The organism is Enterococcus sp. AZ078, assembly GCF_051714985.1.
GTDB classification, from domain to species: Bacteria; Bacillota; Bacilli; order Lactobacillales; family Enterococcaceae; genus Enterococcus_B; species Enterococcus_B hirae.
In genome coordinates this window covers 889187-908155 of record NZ_JBIOSW010000001.1, presented here as the reverse complement: position 1 = coordinate 908155, position 18969 = coordinate 889187, and the positions used below count along the sequence as shown (strand labels likewise).

The following is an 18969-nucleotide window of genomic DNA, read 5'->3' as shown; positions in this document are numbered from 1 at the left end:
TTTGTTCAAGTATTTCTTATGCTTGCTCTACTTTAACGATTTTAACTAACATATCGCCACCAGGGGTAGCAATCGTTACTTCATCATTGACTAATTTACCAATCAAAGCTTGAGCAATTGGTGAATCATTAGAAATTTTACCAGAAAATGGATCAGCTTCTGCACTTCCTACGATTGTGTATTCTTCTTCTTCACCATCCGGTAATTCAATAAATGTCACTGTCTTACCAATTGATACTTCATCTGCATCAACACCGTCATTGTCAATGATTTGAGCAAAACGAATCATATTTTCGATTGTTGTGATTCGACCTTCAACAAACGCTTGTTCATCTTTAGCAGATTCATACTCTGAGTTTTCAGATAGATCACCAAATCCACGAGCGATTTTAATGCGTTCAATGATTTCTCCGCGTTTAACTGTTTTTAATTGTTCTAATTCTTCTTCTAGTTTGGCTTTGCCTTCTAGAGTCATCGGGTAAACTTTCTCAACCATGTATAACGTCTCCTTCTTGATCTATGGAATACCGCAAAAAGTAATCTTTTGAGGAATATAATCCAAAAAAGATTACCACGCTTTTCCTAAAATGTAAATGTTTTTCTATTTTAAATAAATAGTCGATGATACAAATACTATTCTACGAATTATTGACATATTTATCAACTAATTCCAAATGTTCTTCGTAAGTTTTTGCAAAATAAACATCGCCTTTATTGATATCTGCCACAAAATAGTAGTAATCATTTTGAGTCGGCTCTAATACGGCTTCGATAGCTGCTTCACTAGGGTTATCAAATGGTCCAGGACCATAGCCTGTGTTCGTATATAGATTATATGGAGAGTCGACAGCCGTATCTTTATAAGATACCGTTTCTTTGTGTTCTCCCAAGGCATATAAAACAGAGATATCTGATTGTAAAGGCATATCTGCCTTGATACGGTTGAAAAATACTTGGGCGATGTTTTTACGATCGTTTTCTTTTATCCCTTCTTTTTCAACTAATGAGGCCAACGTCAGGACTTCTTGAACCGTCATATTTTTTTGTTTGATGGTTGTAAAATAAGGCTGTAACACGCTATTTGTCTTGTTTACCATCTGAACGACTAAATCTTTCAACGACATTTTTTTGTAGTAATCATAAGTAGCCGGGAACAAATAACCTTCTAAGCGATATTTGACATTTTGAGCTTTGCTCGCACTGTCCAATAAATCTGGGAATTTTTTATAAAGCTCATTGAAAAACGTTTCATCTTTCATCAAATCTAAAAATTCTTGTTTATCTTTTCCAGTGACTTTCGCTACTCTAGCAGCGATTTGTTCAATGTCGTATCCTTCCGGTATCACGACTTTGCCATCTGCTACTTTAGTTGGCTCTGAGGTGCCACCTTCTTGCAATTGTTTTCCGATCTCATCCAAAGTCATATTTGGTGCCATTTGATAATATCCAGCTTGAAAGCCAGTCATATTTTTAAATTTAGTATAGTAATTGAACACGATGCCGCTTTTAATCACTTGATCTTGTTCGAGTATCTCACCTATTTGTTTATTTGATGAACCGCTAGGTATTTCAATTTGAACAAGTTGATCATTTTTAGGATCCAATGGTTTCAACCCGCTATCCACATAGCGGTAAATGGTGAATCCAAGGACGCCTCCAATGATTAGCAACGTCAAAACGATCACTAAAATGATTTTACCAACGATTTTTTCTTCTTTTTTTCGCAAATTTTTTCTCTGATTAATGACTGCATTCTTTTCAGCAGATTGGTCTGATCTGTTTTTTTTCTCTTCTGGACGTTGTTTGTTTTCTGACAAAACAACTCCTCCTTACTATCAACTTCGTAACTTCATCTATTATACATGATATTTTGATTGACGTGAATTAATTTATTTAAATATTCTATCAAAATTGTAAGTAGTAAATCAAATAAAAACAGATTAAAATTAATATCAATAAATACAATAGTTATTTTAACTATTAGCGAAAATGAAAGGACCTTATGACACAATGATAAAAAAAGGCAAACATGCAAAAAAAGGGTCATTTCCTTTTTTCTCTATCATTCTAGTATTGCTCAGTATTAGCGTACTTTCCACCGGTATGATTTTAGGATGGACTATTTATACGAAAGAACAAGCTAAAAATGATTCCGATTCACTAAAACCTAAACAGACATTATCGCTTACACCTGAAGAAAAAAAATTATCAGAAAAAATCAACCACCTGTTAATTAAACATGATTACATTGGCTCAATTTATGTAAAGAAAAATAATCATGTGATTTTTGAGCGTGGCTATGGTTATGCGAACAAAGAAAATGATCAGTTAAACAGCCCTTATCTTTACTATCAAATTGGCTCGATTCAAAAAGCGATGACAGCTCTGTTAATTCTCAAACAAGTAGAATTAGGACACCTTTCTTTGAATACGAAATTGGCTAAGTTTTATCCTCAAATTCCGAATAGTCAAAAGATTTCCATTGAAGATCTACTTTATATGAGATCTGGGTTGAAACCTACAGCTAAACCTACTACCCCATTATCAGATACAGAAGTCGTTCAATTTGCGGTTCAACATCTAAAATTAGTTGACTACCATACTTATCGTTATGAACCATTAAACTTTACAATTTTAGCGGGTATTTTAATCAACTTAACTCACCAACCTTATGAAAAATTAGTAGAGAATGAGATTATCAAACCTTTGGATTTGAAACAGACCGCTTTTTATGATCAAGTCAAAAACTCTCCGCATCATGCCGTTTCCTATCAGATGTCTGCTCGTGATGATTACTGGAAGCCATTAACTGAATCGCAAACAGCGATCCATAATGAATTAGGGACTGGAAATATCAGTATGTCGGTGCTTGATTTAAATACGTTTTTCACTAAAGTTTTATCAGGTAAAATGATCCCACAGAAATTACTTTTTACATTATGGAAACCCAGTCCTACTGGCCACCCATATCGTGGTGGTGTCTATTGTGGTAATGATTATGTTTTGGCACAAGGAAACATCAATCGTTTCCATTCAGTCGCTGTTTTCAAACGTGATTTGAAAGATGCGGTTGTCATGGAAAGTAACGACCAATCAGATAAAAAAATAAAATTAACTGCTCTAGACTTGCGAAATCGAATTTATAATTTAATTGAAGGGTCCAAGATATTAGAAGAAAATTAATCCTGAAAACGAAAAAGATTATCGTCCCAAAAATTAAGTACGTCATAGTTCAAAAATTTTTTTATTAAAAAAATCGCCATGCAAAAGTTAGAATGTTATCTGACTTTTGCATGGCGACTGTATTTATCCGACTATCATAGTTCTATTTCTCAAAGTTTAAGATTTCGTACCATCCACTTTTCAAGTGTACGAATAAGAACTGTCGACTCTTATTATTCACTATATTTCAGTTTTTAAATAGCTTTTCATACCACTTAATACATCATATTTTGGTAGATAACCAATAGACTGAATCTTAGAAATATCTGCTAATGAATCGTGAATATCTCCTGAACGTTCTGGCTGATATTCTAAAGCTAATTCCGTCTCTAAAATTTGATCAATCGTCTGGATCAATGTTAATAATGTAGTTGCTTTTCCCGTTCCGACATTAAATTGTTCGCCTAAAGCCGCTTCTTTGTTAGCTACCAGAAGTAAAGCTTGGATCACATCATCGATATAGACAAAGTCTCTTGATTGGCTACCGTCTCCATATAAAGTAAATGACGTTTTTTCTCCCGCTAATTGTTTTTTATAACGATCAACTAAGATTGAAATCACACCACTGTAAGGTGAATTTGGGTTTTGGTTTGGTCCGTAAACATTGAAGAAACGAACTGCACTTCCTGGAACATCATATAAATGACAGTAATCCAAAACATATTGTTCAGCTGCAAACTTATCGATTGCATAAGGGGTTAATGGACGAATAATGGATTCCTCTTTTTTTGGTAAAGTTGGTTCATCCCCATAAACTGCTGCTGAAGAACTAAATACGATTCGTTTTAAGTTTGGTTGATATTTCCGGATCAATTCTAACAGCATCAGCACACTTTCAAAATTAACTCGATGTGTTTCTACTGGCCGGGCAACCGAATCTGCCACACTAGCAACTGCCGCTAAATGGAAAATGTAGTCAAATTGATTGGCACGGATGATTTCTTCCATCAATACTGAATCCGCTACATCACCTTCGATGAACGTGATGTTTCTATCCATCTCAAGATTTTCTACTTTTCCCATTGATAAATCATCAACAACAATCACTACATTTTCTTTACCTAAGTGATTGGCTAAGGTAGAACCGATAAAACCAGCCCCACCGGTAATCAATATTTTTTCCACTATTTTCACTCCAATTATTGATTTACATAAAAGATAAGTTTAGTGTAACACGTTTATTCTGAGAATACTATCTTATATATATGCCCTAAATAGAGCGATCATAGACTAAATGTTCCCTTTCCAATAGTTATCTCCTGTCTAACAAGAAAACCATGCCATGCATAAAATATTCTAATAGTAGATAATATTTTTCTTATTTAAACGCTGCTTCTTTGTTATTGCCTTGGCAGAAGTTGGTCAAGGATGTATTTCTCTATCACCTTTTGCAAGAATAAGGGACTGTGACAAGTCTTTTGTCACAGTCCCTCACTGTCTTCTTTATATTAATGATCTTTGACTAAGTATCGCAAATCTTTTAAGTCGCTCAAAAAACCACGATGGACAATCACTAAATAAATGATATATATCACAATATAGGCAACCATACTCATATAAGTGCCATCAAACCAAAGATTACTAAAAATGAATAATAAAGTTAGACAGGTTTCTAAAAACATTTTAGCACCAATTTTAATATTCATATCTCTACACAAGAAAAATTCAGCTAAATTACAACGGAATGCTAAACTAGCAAGTATTAATCCGACAGTTAAGTTTAAATTCCCTATGATGAAAATGACGAATAGAGAAAGAAGTAAGGATAAGGTCAACGTCAAGACGTTTACCATTAGAATCGTTTTTTCTTTACGCAATGTCTTCAAATAGGTATTGATTAATAAGGACATTCTTCCTTCATAGATAACGATTGGAAATAAGATCCCCATGAATCTTAAACTAACTTCATATTCAGGTAGCCACATGCCTAAAACGATTTTTGCTGGAATATAAAAAATCAAAATAGCATACGTCAAAGGAACAAATACACCTCTTAGTGTTTGAAATAAAGAAGAAAGACGATCTCGATTTGTTCTTCTTAAAAGCGGGAACATGACGATCCCCACCGCATTGATAAAGGTCAAAAACATATTAGAGATACTTAAAGTAAAAGATAATTTACCAAAAGTCTGGATTGACCATTGTTGTTGAACAAAGAAACGGATCGTACCCATAATTAACATACTAGCAATACTACTCAACATTAATTTGCTACCAATATTAATGTTATCTAAGATTTCAGGTACTAGTTCTTTTAGACCAATCATTTTAACTTGTAGCATATCTTTTATTCGGGTCATTCCCCAAATTGTAATCACTAATTTTGAAATGATATCCATAATGATCAACCAGTAAAATTCCCGCCCACCAGTGGCAAAATATATACCGATTAAGACAACATATAAATAGCGATCATTTCTTGATAACTGGGCATACTCTTTAATCCTATTTGTTGATTGGAAAATATAGAGAATAAATGTTTTAACGATGGTCACTACAGAAACAACAGCTGTCAAAATCAAGATCAGTGCTTGGTATTCTCCAGGCATAAAGAAGTAAGCCCATAAAATAACGAAAATCGAAACAAAAAATTCAAATATCGCTAAATACCAAAACTGCGATCCTAAAGAACGTTTATCAATGTCTTTGTACTCTTCTCCACCGATTTTCAAGTAAATACCATCAATCCAACCAAAATGTAAGAATCCTACATAAGAAGAATAAAAGACATAGAGTTGCCAATAACTATATTCAGTCACTCCTAATAATTTTGGAACAAATAAATTTAAAAGGACAGAAATACCTAATGTAGCAAAGTTAGCTGCTACGGTATAATATAGATTTTTTGCGACAGCTTTTGCTTTATGGTTCATGCTGATACCTCACTTTCCTGACTTATATTTTATAAGATGATAGATATCAGTACCAAAATAAAATTTACGCTTATAGCGGAAGAAAGAAGCAAGAATTGTTGATAACTGTTCCTTTTCTAATATAGCAATACGCATTTCTAGTTCATCAATCATTGACAAGAGCATTTTTTGTTTCTTCTCAAAATCATCTATATCAGTTAAATTAGCTAAATAGTTATTGGCTGCATGTACACGTTGCAATCTTCGCCGTAACGTATTTAGTCTTTTTTGGTAGGCTGTTACTTTGTTTGCTTGGTCAATTTCTTTTTTAAAAGAGCTTTGACCATGTTTACGCCATTCAATCAACGGTTTTCTTAAGAGAAATAACCCATTGCTTAAAACAGCACTTCCCCACATGGACATATCATGGACTGCATTCTCCATTCTTGAAGCATAAAGCATCACATTCGCAATAAAGCTTTGGCGAATAGCATAGACACAGCCTGGACGTCTTAGGAATAAGTTGTTTTCATTAAAAACCACTCGTTCTTCTGATTGTCCCTCTATTTTTTCTGTATCAACCCGTTTTAACTCTTCGGCTAAACCACCTGGCTCTACTAATTCATGATAATCTGATACTAAAACTTGAACTTGTTGATTCGCAAAAGTACGACTCATTTCTTCAATCTTTTTTTCATGCCAAATATCATCTTGGTCACAAGTAAACACAACATCTTTACTTGCTAAATCCAGCAGTTTAAAAAAGTTTTTTCGCCATCCAACGTTTTCTTCATTAACAATCAATTGCCAGGTAGCCTGTAACTGATTTTCTTCAATGAATCTTCGTACAATATTGACTGTCTGATCAGTTGAACAATCATCTTTTATGATAACTTCATCAATTTTTTGAGATTGATTCTTCAAAGAATTGAGCTGTTCTATAATATTTTTTTCGCCATTATATGTAGCCATTACAACAGTTGTTTGCAGTTTTTCACGCATTTACTTCACTCCTTCTAAGATATAGTATTAAAGATGCTACTTTGTTGTTTCGTCTTACTTTTTGTAACCATTTCGAGAGGCTATTTTTCGTAAAAGTTATACGGATGGTGTGTCACGCGTTCATTTTCCGGTGGCATTGTCATGTAATCTCCGTAACGCAATGTAAGAAAATCTCCTCTATTTTTGATAGCCATTACTTTGTGTCCTTCAAATTCGACGTCTTCATATTCAGTAAACCATTGCGTTGGAAAAACACCCCAATCAATATGAATCCATTCTAAATAACCACATGTGTCCGTATCTCCAAATCGGATTTTTTTAGCAGCTTCTTGATATTTTTTTTGCCAATAGACATTATCTCCGATTTTCAATAATTTTTTATGATGAGGATAACGCACTACTAATTTTACGACTGCTTTCAAAAAATCAAAGCTTCGAGCATAAGCTAATCCCAAAGTGTCCATTAAGTTTAGACGATAATTCTCTGTTGTCTCTCTTAGAGCTTGACGTTCTGTAGCAGAATCTGGAATGCCGTCAATAGGAAAAATATCAACAAAAACGCCTAAATCAGGTTCTTCCCCACTAAAAAACTGCTTTGTTTTAGCTACAGTTTTTGGGTCAATCACTTTTGCAAATGGATATCTAAAATTTTCTCTTGTTTCAAAGGACAACAACTTGTAATTTGTATCATTTTTTAAGATCAAAAGCAATTCTTCATAATCTGGTCGGGGCATCACGATATCAATATCATCATCCCAAGGGATAAAACCTTGATGGCGTTCAACACCAATCAGACTTCCATAAAATATGGTATATTTTAGGTTGTTTTCACGACAGATTTTATCAATATAAACTAAAATATCAACTGCTTTTTTTTGTACCTCTGCCATTGTTAATTCTCTCATAAGAAGTCTCCTATATCCAATTAAATTTTTTACTAACGAACGGGAATATTTATTTGCCTTTGATCATCAAATTGACCAATAATAGAAAATATCCTTGCATCCTTTGTTTCTCTGCAAGGATTTTTCCTATTACCTTAATTATTTTTCCAGTCTGTTCAATTGTTTTTGTTGATCGAAATCATATTGAAGTTTTCCTAAATACAACCAGAAAATAAATGTTGCAGAACGTCTAGTTAGTATAATTTCAGTAATCAATAAACTAGAGACTAAGATGATCAACACAATTTGATTATCTATCAGAAATTCCAGATAATTTTTTTGCTTTGTAGCAAATAGTATCCGCAAAGACTGCCACATTTTTGATAGTAAAAACAGGACAAAAACAATTGTTCCAGAGATACCAGTTGCTGCTAATAGATAGAAAAAGGCACTGTGAGGTGTTTGCCCCGTTTTAGCAATATGAGTCTCTGGGATTTTAGCTTTGGCAATTGCCACAAAACCTTTTGGTGTTGTTCCGAAAATGGGTTCAAGTCGCATCAATTCAGTTGCACTTTTCCATAAAGCAAAACGACTGTTAGAAATATCTTTATTTTCAACAACATCCGGTCTTTCGGTAGTGACCAATTTTTCGTCAGGAATTTTTTTCTCTGAATCTTTTTCAAAAAAGTCAACGACCTTAGGACTTGTGATTTCCACACGGTTTGCTACATTGACGTAACCTGTTTTCATCAATGATACGCCACCAAAAACAACGGCTGAACTAATCGCAGCTAGGACTGTTGCTCCTACTACTTTCAATACTAACGATTGATTTTTTTTCGACTGATAAAATAAGTAAAAGAAGAAAACACCAAAAAAGGCCGCAACTACCAATTGGATCATACCAGATCTTGAACCTGAGAGAGAAATATAGCTAAATTGAACAAACATAACAAAAATAGAAAGAACTTTCACCCATAGCTTTTGATTAAAAATAGCTTTTCTAAGGGCAAAAATAATACAAACCAATGAAATAGTTGTCGCATAGTTTGGATCAACAAAAATCCCATAAAGACGATTTTCAAAAAAACCGATTCGCATGCCATAATACAATGATTTAACTGGCGTAGAAAAACTTACACGAGCAAAAAACAAATAAAGAGAAAATAGGACAAGTGCAGACCAAACAACTAAAAGAATCGTTTCAAACACAGTAAATAGTTTTTTGTTATTTTCTCTTCCCACTTCAAATACACAAAAGAAAAAGATACATTGCCAAATAATCAGTTTGATGTTTTCCGTGAAAGCATATTCTCGATTCAACAATGTACTGATTGCTAGAATCACTATAAAAACAATTAACCAATATTCAATTTTTATTTTCTTTTTTTCGAGAATCATTGGTAAAAAGTGGCTAAGGAAAATGACTCCTGATAATAACATGATAATCATCGAAAAGATGGAATCGATTTTTGGTGGTAGTGTGGAATAAACACTAACCATCCGACAGATTAAGACAAGCTCAAAAAAAACAATATAGGGCAATGCTATTTTTTGTCCTATACTATGGAATTGCTTTGAAAATTTAGTAAACATTTTATCCTCCATTAGTATAAAAGATCAATCACCGTAACGGTTAATCTTTAGTTTTAGTTATATGTTTCCTTCTAAATTCTACTGGAAACTTATATAAATGTAAGCTAATCATTAAGAGTAATGTAGAAAACTTACGACTCTTGGTAAAAATCTCATTATCCATAATGAATCGAAAGTTATGTCTTAAATAACTTACGATTTCTTTTGTTTCCGGACGATCCGTTACGTTTGCTACTATAATCTTATCGAGAACTAAAAAGTTAGCAAAACAAACACGTTGATGTGCTGCTTTTTTGATTTCTTGACTTCGGTCTTTGAGCTTTATTTCATTGTTTTCCCAAGCTTCAATAAATTCAAATTGTTTTTCTGAAAAACTTTCTGTATTGATACTTCCAAGACGATGATAATAATAGTACTTTTGTTCAGAGTCAATGGCTACTTTGTGGCATTGATTCAATAAATCTACAATAATAAAAGAATCTTCATGATATTTTCCCTCTGGATAGCGGATAGTTGAAAACAGTTCTCGCTTATAGAGTTTGTTCACTGCATGAACAGAGATGATATTTCCTTGTAAAATTAATAATAACGCTTCTTCAGCGGTTACTGTTTTTTTGATTGTGGGTTTGATTATCGGATCTTTTCCCTCGTAAACATCATAAATACCACAGATCGATAAGTCTGCCTCTTCTTTGATGATTGCTTTATATAAAAGTTCATACATATCTTCTGCGATATAGTCGTCACTGTCAACAAAGCCCAAATATTTTCCTTTGGCTACTTCGATTCCCGCGTTTCTTGCACTACTCAATCCACCATTTTGTTTGTGGACGACCCGTACACGAGCATCCTTCTTTGCATAGTCATCACAAATACGTCCACTATTATCAGGTGAACCGTCATCCACTAAAATCAGTTCAAAATCGGAAAAAGTCTGAGCGAGAATGGAATCTACACATTTTTTTAAATATTTTTCAACTTTATAAACAGGTACGATGATACTAATTTCACACATGTATTTCATCCTTAACTAACTGTACTGTATGCTTCAGTGATTCTTCTAGACTAAAGATCGGGAACCAGCCAGTATCTTTAATTTTTTCATTATTTAAAATAGCCGTATTTGCTTTAGAAAAGCCTTGTTGTTCAATTGCATCAGGTAATTCAAAAATGACTTGCTTCCCACTAATTTCAGCAAGTTTTTGAGCAAGCTCTTTTAGATGCAAATCAAAACTGTCATTAGAGATATTATAAGCTTCTCCAATCTGACCGTGAATAAGGAGATGAAGCATCGCTGAAACAGCATCACCTACATAAATATAGGAAAAATACTGGTTTCCTTCACTCTTTAATACAATATCTTCTTCATGCACTGCATTCAAGATAAATTGAGAAGAAGCCTTAGAGTCAGATAACAACATCGTTGGGCCAAATGTACGGCATAATCTTGGAATCACAATATCTAATTGATGCTTCGCAATATATGCCTGACAAAGGGACTCACTGACTCTCTTACCTTCCGGATAGCCGGCACGTAAAGTATTGCAATCAATATAACCACAATAATCTTCCGAAAACTTTTCAACGTCTCCACGATTTTCGCCATAGATCTCTACAGTTGAAAGGAAAAGCACTCTTTTCGGTTCTGTTGCTACAGCATGTTTCAATACTTGTTCTGTACCTGCAAGATTCGTCATAATCGTGCCAATTGGATCGGTTGCATAAGCTTTTGGATGGGTATTGCTTGCACCGTGGATGATATAGTCAGCCTTAATAGAAAAAGGCAACGGATCTGTCACGTCTCCTTCGATGATCTCAAAATTTTGATCAGAGATATACGGAGAGAATCGTTCTTCCAATCTTTGACGATTTCTTCCCATTGCATATACTTTAATATTAACCCCTAAATACTGGTTTGCTAACATTAACGTATCGACTAAAAAAGAACCAATCATACCTGAGGCACCAATCATGAGTAAAGATTGACCATCCAAACTTTTTAAATCAGGAGTATGTTCGACTACCTTCAGCAAATCATCTTTATATAGTGGATTATTTATTAAAGACATCCTCTTCACCTAATCTTTCATTTTTAAATATGCTTTGAAAAGCTCTAAATCATCGGTTGTGGTCAATTTGATATTTTTATCAGAACCAGCCGCAAAATACAAGGTTTCACCTAAGTCCACCATCATCGTATTGGTATAAGATGAGTCTGTCATTCCAATATTTTCTTTGACCGCCCGATTATAAGCAGAAAGTAGTTTACCATATTGGTATGCTTGTGGAGTTGAAACACGTCGTAACGTATTACGATCCACATATTGTTGTGTCGTTTCTTCGGTTTTCTTAATAAAAATCTGTTCATTATACGGTAATGAAGTCACACCATTTCCATATTCCTTACATTTCACAATCACATCTGATAGGACGAGTTCATCCACCAATGGACGGATACCGTCATGAATGATAATTGTGTCATCATCCTCTGAATAATCTTTTAAAAATTGTACACCGTTATTGATTGATTCTTGTCCTTTAGATCCGCCAGTAATCACCCATTGGACTTTACTGATATTGAACTCTTTGATATAAGCCCACATGGTTTCTTCCCAACCTGATTTACATACAACAAGAATTCGATCAATCTGTGGATGGTGTTGGAATGACTCCAATGTATAAATAATGATGGGCTTCCCCTCGATATTAATAAATTGTTTTGGTATATCCTGCCCCATTCGTTTGCCAACGCCACCGGCAATAATTATAGCTGTAATCATATTAGATAAATTCCTTTCTTTTATGTGTATTTATACTAAATAGGTATTGAAAACTTGCCTATTATTTCACTATCCGTTCAATAAAAACCATATTTAACCTTTTACATTTTCTCACAACTGCCAATAACTTTCAATGTTTTCCACTGAGCCTCGGTGAAATATAAGTATTATACAAAAAAACAACACATCAAAAGAATGATAGAACATTCGATTGATGTGTTGTTTTATTTATTTTTAGTTTACTTTTTGAACATACTTTTTATTTGCAGTCACATAACCATCAGCTGTTTTTAATCGTGGAAGTCCTGATGGGGTATATTCGATTGATTGGATCTCTACGATCGTTCCTTTGCTAATTGCAGCTCCTTTTTGCGTAAAACTGAGATCTTTATAGTAGTAATCATTCATCAACAGTTGAACTCTTTTAGGATTCGTCACAAAATAATTATCATTTGCATTCGCAGCAGCTGTAACATACCCTTTATTAGCTGTAACATATCCCTTATTGGTTTTTAATCGTGGGATTCCACCAGCTGTATACTCGATACCTAAGACATCGATCACCGTACCTTTCGAAATCGGGGTACTTGGTTGTTTAAAGTCTATGTCAGAATAATAGCGATCATCCCTCAACATAACAATTTTTCTTGGATTTTCGATAAAGTAATTATCACTGTCACTCACTAATTGTGTTACATAACCTCTATTTGCTGTCAAATAGCCTTTTGCCGTTTTTAACCGTGGGATTCCACCACTTGTAAATACCACATTTTGCACTTCAATCAATTCATTTTTAGAGACTGCCTCCCCTTTTTGACTGAAATTGACATCATGATAATACGTATCATTTGTCTTCATGACCACATATCCTGGATTACTATAATAATAGTTTGAGATATTATCTGGCACTTCTTGCACATACTCTTTATTAGCCGTCAAATAGCCATCGGGCGTAAGCAATCGCGGTACTTGACCTTCACGGTATACGACACCTGTAACAGATACAAGCGACCCTTTCGTCACTGCTTTTCCTTTATGGAGAAAGTCTGTGTCTCGATAGTAAGTATCATTGGCTTTCATGACGATTCGAACAGGGTTTTTCGTATAGTAATTATCAATTGATGCTACAGTTGCGATCACGTAATCTCTATTTGCTGTATAAAAGCCTTTATTTGTTTTTAATCGAGGTATTCCACTCTTTGTTTTTTCAATTCCCGTTACTTTGATGACCGTACCAGCTGAGACTGATTCTCCTGGTTTTGTAAACTCGACATCTTGGTAAAAACGATCATTTGTCTGAGCAATGACTTGTCCTGGATTTGTCATATAGTACATATCAGAGATATCACGATACTGTTCGACCAAATTTTTATTCGCAGTCAAATAGCCATTTTTTGTTTTTAAACGGAAAATACCAGAGTCCGTGTAAGCTAAGCTTTCTACTTCCACCACTGTACCTTTCGTGACTTTATTCAAACGTTGGGTAAAAGCTGTATCTGCATAAAAATAATCATCGGTCTTCAAACGAACTTTTTTAGGATTCGTTGTAAAATAAGAATCAATATTGCTTTGAGCCGCTACAACATATGATTTATTTGCTGTTAAATAGCCGTGATCTGTAAATAAGCGCGGAATCCCACTAGCAGTTGTTTGAATACTCTTCACAGTAACTAAAGTATTTTTCTTAACAGTCATTCCAGGACTGGTAAAATTCACATCATTGTAAAAACAATCATCACTCTTGAGGATGACTCTTCCAGGATTGGTCGTATAGTAATTATTTAGATCAGGTCCGGTTCCTGTATTTGGTCTTCCAAAAAAGGAACTGTAAATCATCGACATGTCAAAAGGACGAGATTGATAATTTGCCAAACCTGGGAAAAACATTTGAGACGACCACTGCCAAGCACCATAATCATTGTTCCACTGCATCGATTGTGTTGGTGTATAAGGATATTGTGCGACCCATATACGTTCTTTATTAAAGGGAGCAGGATTGATGTACCCACTATCTAGCCAACCTCTACTAAGATATAGTGCAGCATTAGAATACCCAAGATTTTTTAGTTGTTGATTGAAAGCCAAAGCATTTTTTTGTGTATCACGTCCTTCGGAAATCAAGTTGGGATCTTCTGCATCATCAAACATGATCGTATTTTTGGGCAAACCTAATTTTGACGCTGCTTGTGCAAAATATTTTGCCTCTGCCTGAGCTGTTTGAACAGATGTATACACGCTGTAATGATAAGCAGACACACTAAGCCCCGCAGCTTTAGCATTGTTGATTTGGCTTTGCGCATACGGGTTAGTATATGATGTTCCTTCGGTGAGCTTGACGGTTACTCCCGTTACCCCGTAACTTTTAATTTTTTGATACTCAGCAACAGAGATTGTCCCATTCCAACTAGCGACATCAATGAAGTCTTTTCTTGGTAAATTGGGATTATCTGCATATACATTATCAGGATACATCATTCTCGACATAATCCCATACTGATTTCCAGACGGTTGCATGGCATAAGTACCTTTTTTATGATTTGTCCCTCTTTTCCCGAGTTCAGCATCTTCTCTTGGATCAACTTGATTGGCATCTGTCTGGTCCTGGGTAGAATCACTCGTAGAATTGGCGGTCTCGGAACCCGAAGTGCTGGTACTTTCTTGAGTGGGGATTGTCGAGCTGCTGGTCATACTGGATTCTGTCGAAGAAGTCTCAGCCGTAGATGTTTCCGTAGTTGTCGAACTATCCGATTGTTTTGTATCGTTAGTTGTGGTAAGTGTTGCTGAATCAGACGAGTCGTTCATTTGCTTTTCTTCAGTTCCCACTTCATTCATAGCCTTCTGTTCTTGACTAGATTGAGAAGTTTTAGCTATATTTTCAATTGCATAAGTATTGGAAATAGAGCTATTTAATAATAATGTACATAAAAGTACACCAGAAAAAATCCGTTTCATCTCTTTTCTCCTTCATACTGTATCGTTTACTTTGTAAGCTTTTTTAGTATCAACAAGAACAGCTTCATGATGAGGCTGTTGTTCTTCTTCAGGGGGCAATTGCATGTAGTCACCAAAGACCTGTTTCAAATAGCGGTCATACCCAACAGGAATTGGCATTTTTGTCTCTTCAAAGGGAACAACAATCGCTGATTTAAAATCTTCCAAATGGTAAATATTTCCCATATATTTAGGTCCGACACATAATTCTGTGACATAAGGTGTCGATCCGAATGAGTACTTACTCATTTGTTTTTCTGCAAAACGCCAAATCTTATAGCGGATTTTGGGCGAAGAGAACGTACTTAAAAGCACCTTGCTACCTGTTGCCATCATTCCCCCATGTTTTTCGGGCACAACCTGAGAACAAAACAATGCATAAACGAGCGCCCACATTTTTTGGATTTTCCGTTGCGCACTTTTTTCAGGCGCACCGTCCAAAGGAAAAATATCAATCGGTATACCATGAGGAATAGCCATTCCTTCTTGATACGTTTTGACAAATGTGGTATTTGCATCTCGAATGGTCATAAATGAATTATGATCATTGTAATTCTCAGAAGCAACCAATAGCGGATAGCGTTCAACATCAGCATATTTTGGCCATAGTTCTTTTATTTTTTCATAATCTTGTCTAGGCATAAAAAAATCCAAGTCATCATCCCAAGGAATAAAACCTTGATGACGGATAGAGCCAATACAGCCACCGCCACAAAAATAACAAAGTAGGTCGTGTTTATTACAAAAATCGACAAAATATTGAGCGATTTCTAACACTACCTGCTGGACATTTCTTAATTCAGGATCATTACTATACATACTTACAGCTCCCTCTATTTTTATTTTATCATAACTATTTTTTTATCCGAAATAGAATCTGTCTAAATTTGCAAAAAAAGAGTGTGGGTCAAAAGGAAAACCTAAAGACCCAAACTCGAATAAATAGTGTGTTAGAAGAAACTTTTATCCTAACACTTTTATAAATGTGAGAATAAAGCCATGACAGCTGTCACTGCTTTTTTATTTCGATTGAAAAGCAAATGATATCACCCTGCTATTTCGGTCGCTTATTTAATACACTCGTTTTAGTGTTGCCATCAATCCTGGCATCTTTATTTCAACAAAACTTCCGATGCGTACAGCAGTTAAAAAGAATGAACAAGGCAGGTTATACAATTGCTTCGTTACTTTTTTTACTGTAGAGTCGGTGCACGCAATTTTTTTCGCCTCAACAATAGTTGGATCCGTTAATATTCGCTTTGCTTCAGCTTTTTTTTCTTTTGCTGTCCGTGTCGAAGTGCCATAGATAGAAAAGATGACCGACGTCGTTCCTTTTAAATGGAGAGCTGCCATTCCTGGCTTATCGACTTCATTCGTCACTTCATTTGCTAATTGGTAGAACTCTTTGAAGGTACTAAATTTATTGGGACGGTACTGATTCGTGATTCCTTTGCCACCTTCAAATTCATAAATATAAGAAATTTTCGGGTTCATCAGGACATTTTGACAATATTTATAATAATGCAAATTAAAAATACGGTCTTCACAGCTATTGTATCCTTTAAAAAGAAGCTGATTCTGTTTTAAAATATCCCTTCGATAACATTTATTCCAAACTACATACATCAACTGATCGTTCATTAATCGATACATGTCTTTTATAAAACTATCATGACTTTGATAATGATGCTCCGTCACTAAATTTTCTTTTTCTGAAATAATCTGTTCTCCGTCCATCGTTCGAAAGATAAACGAACTAACGATCAAATCGGTGTCTGGATGTTTAGCTAAAAGCTTGTCATAATCAGATAAAACTTCTTTTTTCGGCGTATCATCCGCATCAAAAAATAAGATGTAAGTTCCTTGGGCTTGCATAATCCCTTCATTTCTTGCTAAACCAGGCCCTTGATTAGCCGTTGTGATCAGTCGAAATTTAGGGTCGTTCTCAATAAGTCTCGTAATGATTGCTTCCGTTTGATCTGTCGAACCATCATTGATTAACAAAACTTCATAATCAGTAAAATCAAATTCTTTTAAAGATGCGATCGTACGAGCAATCGTGCTTTCAGCATTATAAATGGGTATGACGATACTAAATTTTGGGTTACTCATTTTTCACTACCTCTCAACTAGCGAAAGATTTTCTCTTTTGGAAAAGCAATCTCTGCCAATGAATGAACATTCTCATCTTCTTCCAAGCCTTGAGAAGACATCTTATCAAAAAGAATTTTAATGGTTTGTAATAATATTTTTAAATCGAGCAATAAAGAATATTTCTTGATGTAAAGTAAATCAAACCGTAATTTACTGTTGTAATCTGATACGTATTTCCCATAAACTTGCGCATAACCCGTTATCCCAGCACGTACATTGTGTCTCAAATAGTAATAAGGATTTTCCGCATTGAATTGATCAACAAAGAAAGGACGTTCTGGTCGAGGACCAACGATCGACATGTCTCCCTTTAATACATTAAAGATTTGTGGTAATTCATCAAAACGAACTGCTCGGATAAATTTACCCACTGGAGTGACACGAGCATCGTTGCTCTTAGCCAAAACAGGTCCTGATTTGGCTTCTGCAGTCGCAGTCATCGAGCGAAATTTATAGATTGAAAATTCTTTTTGATTTTTAGTGATCCGAATTTGTTTATAAATAACCGGACCCGGTGAAGTAACTTTTACTAAAATAGCAGTTAATAACATGAAAGGTGAGGCTATGATCAGTAAAATCAACGAAACGATAATATCAAACAACCGCTTGAATAATTCATATTCTGGTGGAATCCTGAAGCCTGAAGCTTCAATAATACTTTCATCTTCAAAGTTCATGATGTTTGGATTGATCATCGTTAAGTTTTCAAATGTCGTATTGAGAAATAATTTCTTCTCATTTTTTGTCACTAGTTGATAGATTTTTACTTTTTCTGCTTCTTCAATATGTGAAGCCAGATAGACGATATCCATTTGATCAATCATTTTTTTCACATTTTCATAGTAGTGATCGATGACAACCGCTTCTACTTTATGCTTATTATTTTTTTTAGAACTGAAATTTTGTATGGCCGGTGCCACATCTTTTTCTGATCCAACGATCACGACTTTCTTATCACGACTGACTTTCAAGTACAACTTATAGATTAATATTCTGTAAAGACTCAATAAAATGGTCGCTAGCACAAATGACAGTAAAATTACGCCTCGTGGGAAAGCAAACCAGCGTCCAGCAAAGGTGACGACCATGATCCCCAATGTCATTAAGACTTGACCAATAACCGTGACAAACACGATATCGCTGACCGTTCGATTATAAAAAACATATACGCCCAATAAGATATTCAAGGCAATAAATATAACAGAAATAAAGATTGCTGAATGTTGAAAAGTTTCAAAATTCCGCATGGGTATTTCCCCATGAAATTTCAGTAAGAAACTGCTATATATGGCTACATTGTACATCAAAACATCCATTAAAATAATGAATATTCGTCTTGCAGCACTCCATTCCCCATTTTTATTCATATATACACTCCTAATCACAAAATAATGCACCTATTATCTTACCATAGCAGGGTTTAAAAGCCTAGTGAATAAACAAATTGTAACAGAATTACAAAAAACTACTGCTCTACAATTATAACGC

Annotated in this window: 15 protein-coding genes; 1 reads left to right on the top strand and 14 read right to left on the bottom strand. The window is 34.8% G+C overall.

The genetic code is table 11. The annotated features are described in order from the left end of the window. Positions 1-16: 16 nt before the first annotated feature. Complete coding sequence (gene greA, locus IGJ18_RS04400; protein WP_010719721.1) at positions 17-496, bottom strand: transcription elongation factor GreA; 480 nt, start codon at positions 494-496, stop codon at positions 17-19. Between the two features lie 142 nt (positions 497-638). Further along, positions 639-1817, bottom strand: coding sequence for an endolytic transglycosylase MltG (mltG, locus tag IGJ18_RS04395; protein ID WP_438842941.1), 1179 nt, complete (start codon positions 1815-1817; stop codon positions 639-641). Positions 1818-2013: 196 nt separating this feature from the next. Between mltG and IGJ18_RS04390 the strand changes: the two genes are divergently transcribed. Continuing rightward, positions 2014-3183, top strand: a complete 1170-nt coding sequence (locus IGJ18_RS04390; RefSeq protein WP_438843450.1) for a serine hydrolase domain-containing protein — start codon at positions 2014-2016, stop codon at positions 3181-3183. Positions 3184-3402: 219 nt separating this feature from the next. Here IGJ18_RS04390 and IGJ18_RS04385 read toward each other — a convergent pair whose 3' ends face one another. From IGJ18_RS04385 to IGJ18_RS04330, 12 genes are all read right to left on the bottom strand, one after another. Continuing rightward, entirely contained in the window at positions 3403-4347 is a 945-nt protein-coding gene (locus tag IGJ18_RS04385; protein ID WP_034698875.1) for an NAD-dependent epimerase/dehydratase family protein, read from the bottom strand. 323 nt (positions 4348-4670) lie between these two features. After that, on the bottom strand, positions 4671-6095 hold the full coding sequence (locus IGJ18_RS04380) for a lipopolysaccharide biosynthesis protein (RefSeq protein ID WP_010738167.1): 1425 nt from the start codon (positions 6093-6095) through the stop codon (positions 4671-4673). A 9-nt stretch (positions 6096-6104) separates the two neighbouring features. Continuing rightward, positions 6105-7076: a glycosyltransferase gene (locus IGJ18_RS04375; RefSeq protein WP_010738168.1), complete on the bottom strand. Its 972-nt coding sequence runs from the start codon at positions 7074-7076 to the stop codon at positions 6105-6107. Positions 7077-7156: 80 nt separating this feature from the next. Further along, positions 7157-7981 (bottom strand): LicD family protein, encoded by an 825-nt coding sequence (locus tag IGJ18_RS04370; RefSeq protein ID WP_034698873.1) that lies wholly within the window; start codon positions 7979-7981, stop codon positions 7157-7159. Positions 7982-8119: 138 nt separating this feature from the next. Then, on the bottom strand, positions 8120-9556 hold the full coding sequence (locus IGJ18_RS04365) for an O-antigen ligase family protein (protein WP_010738170.1): 1437 nt from the start codon (positions 9554-9556) through the stop codon (positions 8120-8122). Positions 9557-9596: 40 nt separating this feature from the next. Continuing rightward, entirely contained in the window at positions 9597-10571 is a 975-nt protein-coding gene (locus IGJ18_RS04360) for a glycosyltransferase family 2 protein (protein ID WP_438842940.1), read from the bottom strand. After that, a complete protein-coding gene (locus IGJ18_RS04355) occupies positions 10564-11625 on the bottom strand; it encodes an NAD-dependent epimerase/dehydratase family protein (protein ID WP_010719730.1) in 1062 nt (353 codons plus the stop codon). The genes IGJ18_RS04360 and IGJ18_RS04355 overlap by 8 nt, the downstream gene beginning before the upstream one ends. A 9-nt stretch (positions 11626-11634) precedes the next feature. Beyond that, positions 11635-12336 carry an IspD/TarI family cytidylyltransferase gene (locus tag IGJ18_RS04350; RefSeq protein ID WP_010719731.1) on the bottom strand — a complete coding sequence of 234 codons (702 nt, stop codon included), beginning with the start codon at positions 12334-12336 and terminating at the stop codon, positions 11635-11637. Between the two features lie 234 nt (positions 12337-12570). Beyond that, positions 12571-15288 carry a DUF5776 domain-containing protein gene (locus tag IGJ18_RS04345; RefSeq protein ID WP_438842939.1) on the bottom strand — a complete coding sequence of 906 codons (2718 nt, stop codon included), beginning with the start codon at positions 15286-15288 and terminating at the stop codon, positions 12571-12573. Between the two features lie 12 nt (positions 15289-15300). Next, positions 15301-16146: a LicD family protein gene (locus tag IGJ18_RS04340; protein ID WP_010719733.1), complete on the bottom strand. Its 846-nt coding sequence runs from the start codon at positions 16144-16146 to the stop codon at positions 15301-15303. A gap of 252 nt (positions 16147-16398) precedes the next feature. Beyond that, positions 16399-17439 (bottom strand): glycosyltransferase family 2 protein, encoded by a 1041-nt coding sequence (locus IGJ18_RS04335; RefSeq protein ID WP_161651853.1) that lies wholly within the window; start codon positions 17437-17439, stop codon positions 16399-16401. A 17-nt stretch (positions 17440-17456) separates the two neighbouring features. Continuing rightward, the gene (locus IGJ18_RS04330) at positions 17457-18848 is read right to left on the bottom strand and encodes a sugar transferase (protein ID WP_010738174.1); all 1392 of its coding nucleotides are present in this window, start codon (positions 18846-18848) and stop codon (positions 17457-17459) included. Between the last annotated feature and the right edge of the window lie 121 nt (positions 18849-18969).

Bases quoted from the DNA above. Each gene is read 5' to 3' on its own strand.
- greA (WP_010719721.1), bottom strand. From the start codon at position 496: ATGGTTGAGAAAGTTTACCCGATGACTCTAGAAGGCAAAGCCAAACTA.
- IGJ18_RS04380 (WP_010738167.1), bottom strand. From the start codon at position 6,095: ATGAACCATAAAGCAAAAGCTGTCGCAAAAAATCTATATTATACCGTA.
- IGJ18_RS04375 (WP_010738168.1), bottom strand. From the start codon at position 7,076: ATGCGTGAAAAACTGCAAACAACTGTTGTAATGGCTACATATAATGGC.
- IGJ18_RS04370 (WP_034698873.1), bottom strand. From the start codon at position 7,981: ATGAGAGAATTAACAATGGCAGAGGTACAAAAAAAAGCAGTTGATATT.
- IGJ18_RS04365 (WP_010738170.1), bottom strand. From the start codon at position 9,556: ATGTTTACTAAATTTTCAAAGCAATTCCATAGTATAGGACAAAAAATA.
- IGJ18_RS04360 (WP_438842940.1), bottom strand. From the start codon at position 10,571: ATGTGTGAAATTAGTATCATCGTACCTGTTTATAAAGTTGAAAAATAT.
- IGJ18_RS04355 (WP_010719730.1), bottom strand. From the start codon at position 11,625: ATGTCTTTAATAAATAATCCACTATATAAAGATGATTTGCTGAAGGTA.
- IGJ18_RS04350 (WP_010719731.1), bottom strand. From the start codon at position 12,336: ATGATTACAGCTATAATTATTGCCGGTGGCGTTGGCAAACGAATGGGG.
- IGJ18_RS04345 (WP_438842939.1), bottom strand. From the start codon at position 15,288: ATGAAACGGATTTTTTCTGGTGTACTTTTATGTACATTATTATTAAAT.
- IGJ18_RS04340 (WP_010719733.1), bottom strand. From the start codon at position 16,146: ATGTATAGTAATGATCCTGAATTAAGAAATGTCCAGCAGGTAGTGTTA.
- IGJ18_RS04335 (WP_161651853.1), bottom strand. From the start codon at position 17,439: ATGAGTAACCCAAAATTTAGTATCGTCATACCCATTTATAATGCTGAA.
- IGJ18_RS04330 (WP_010738174.1), bottom strand. From the start codon at position 18,848: ATGAATAAAAATGGGGAATGGAGTGCTGCAAGACGAATATTCATTATT.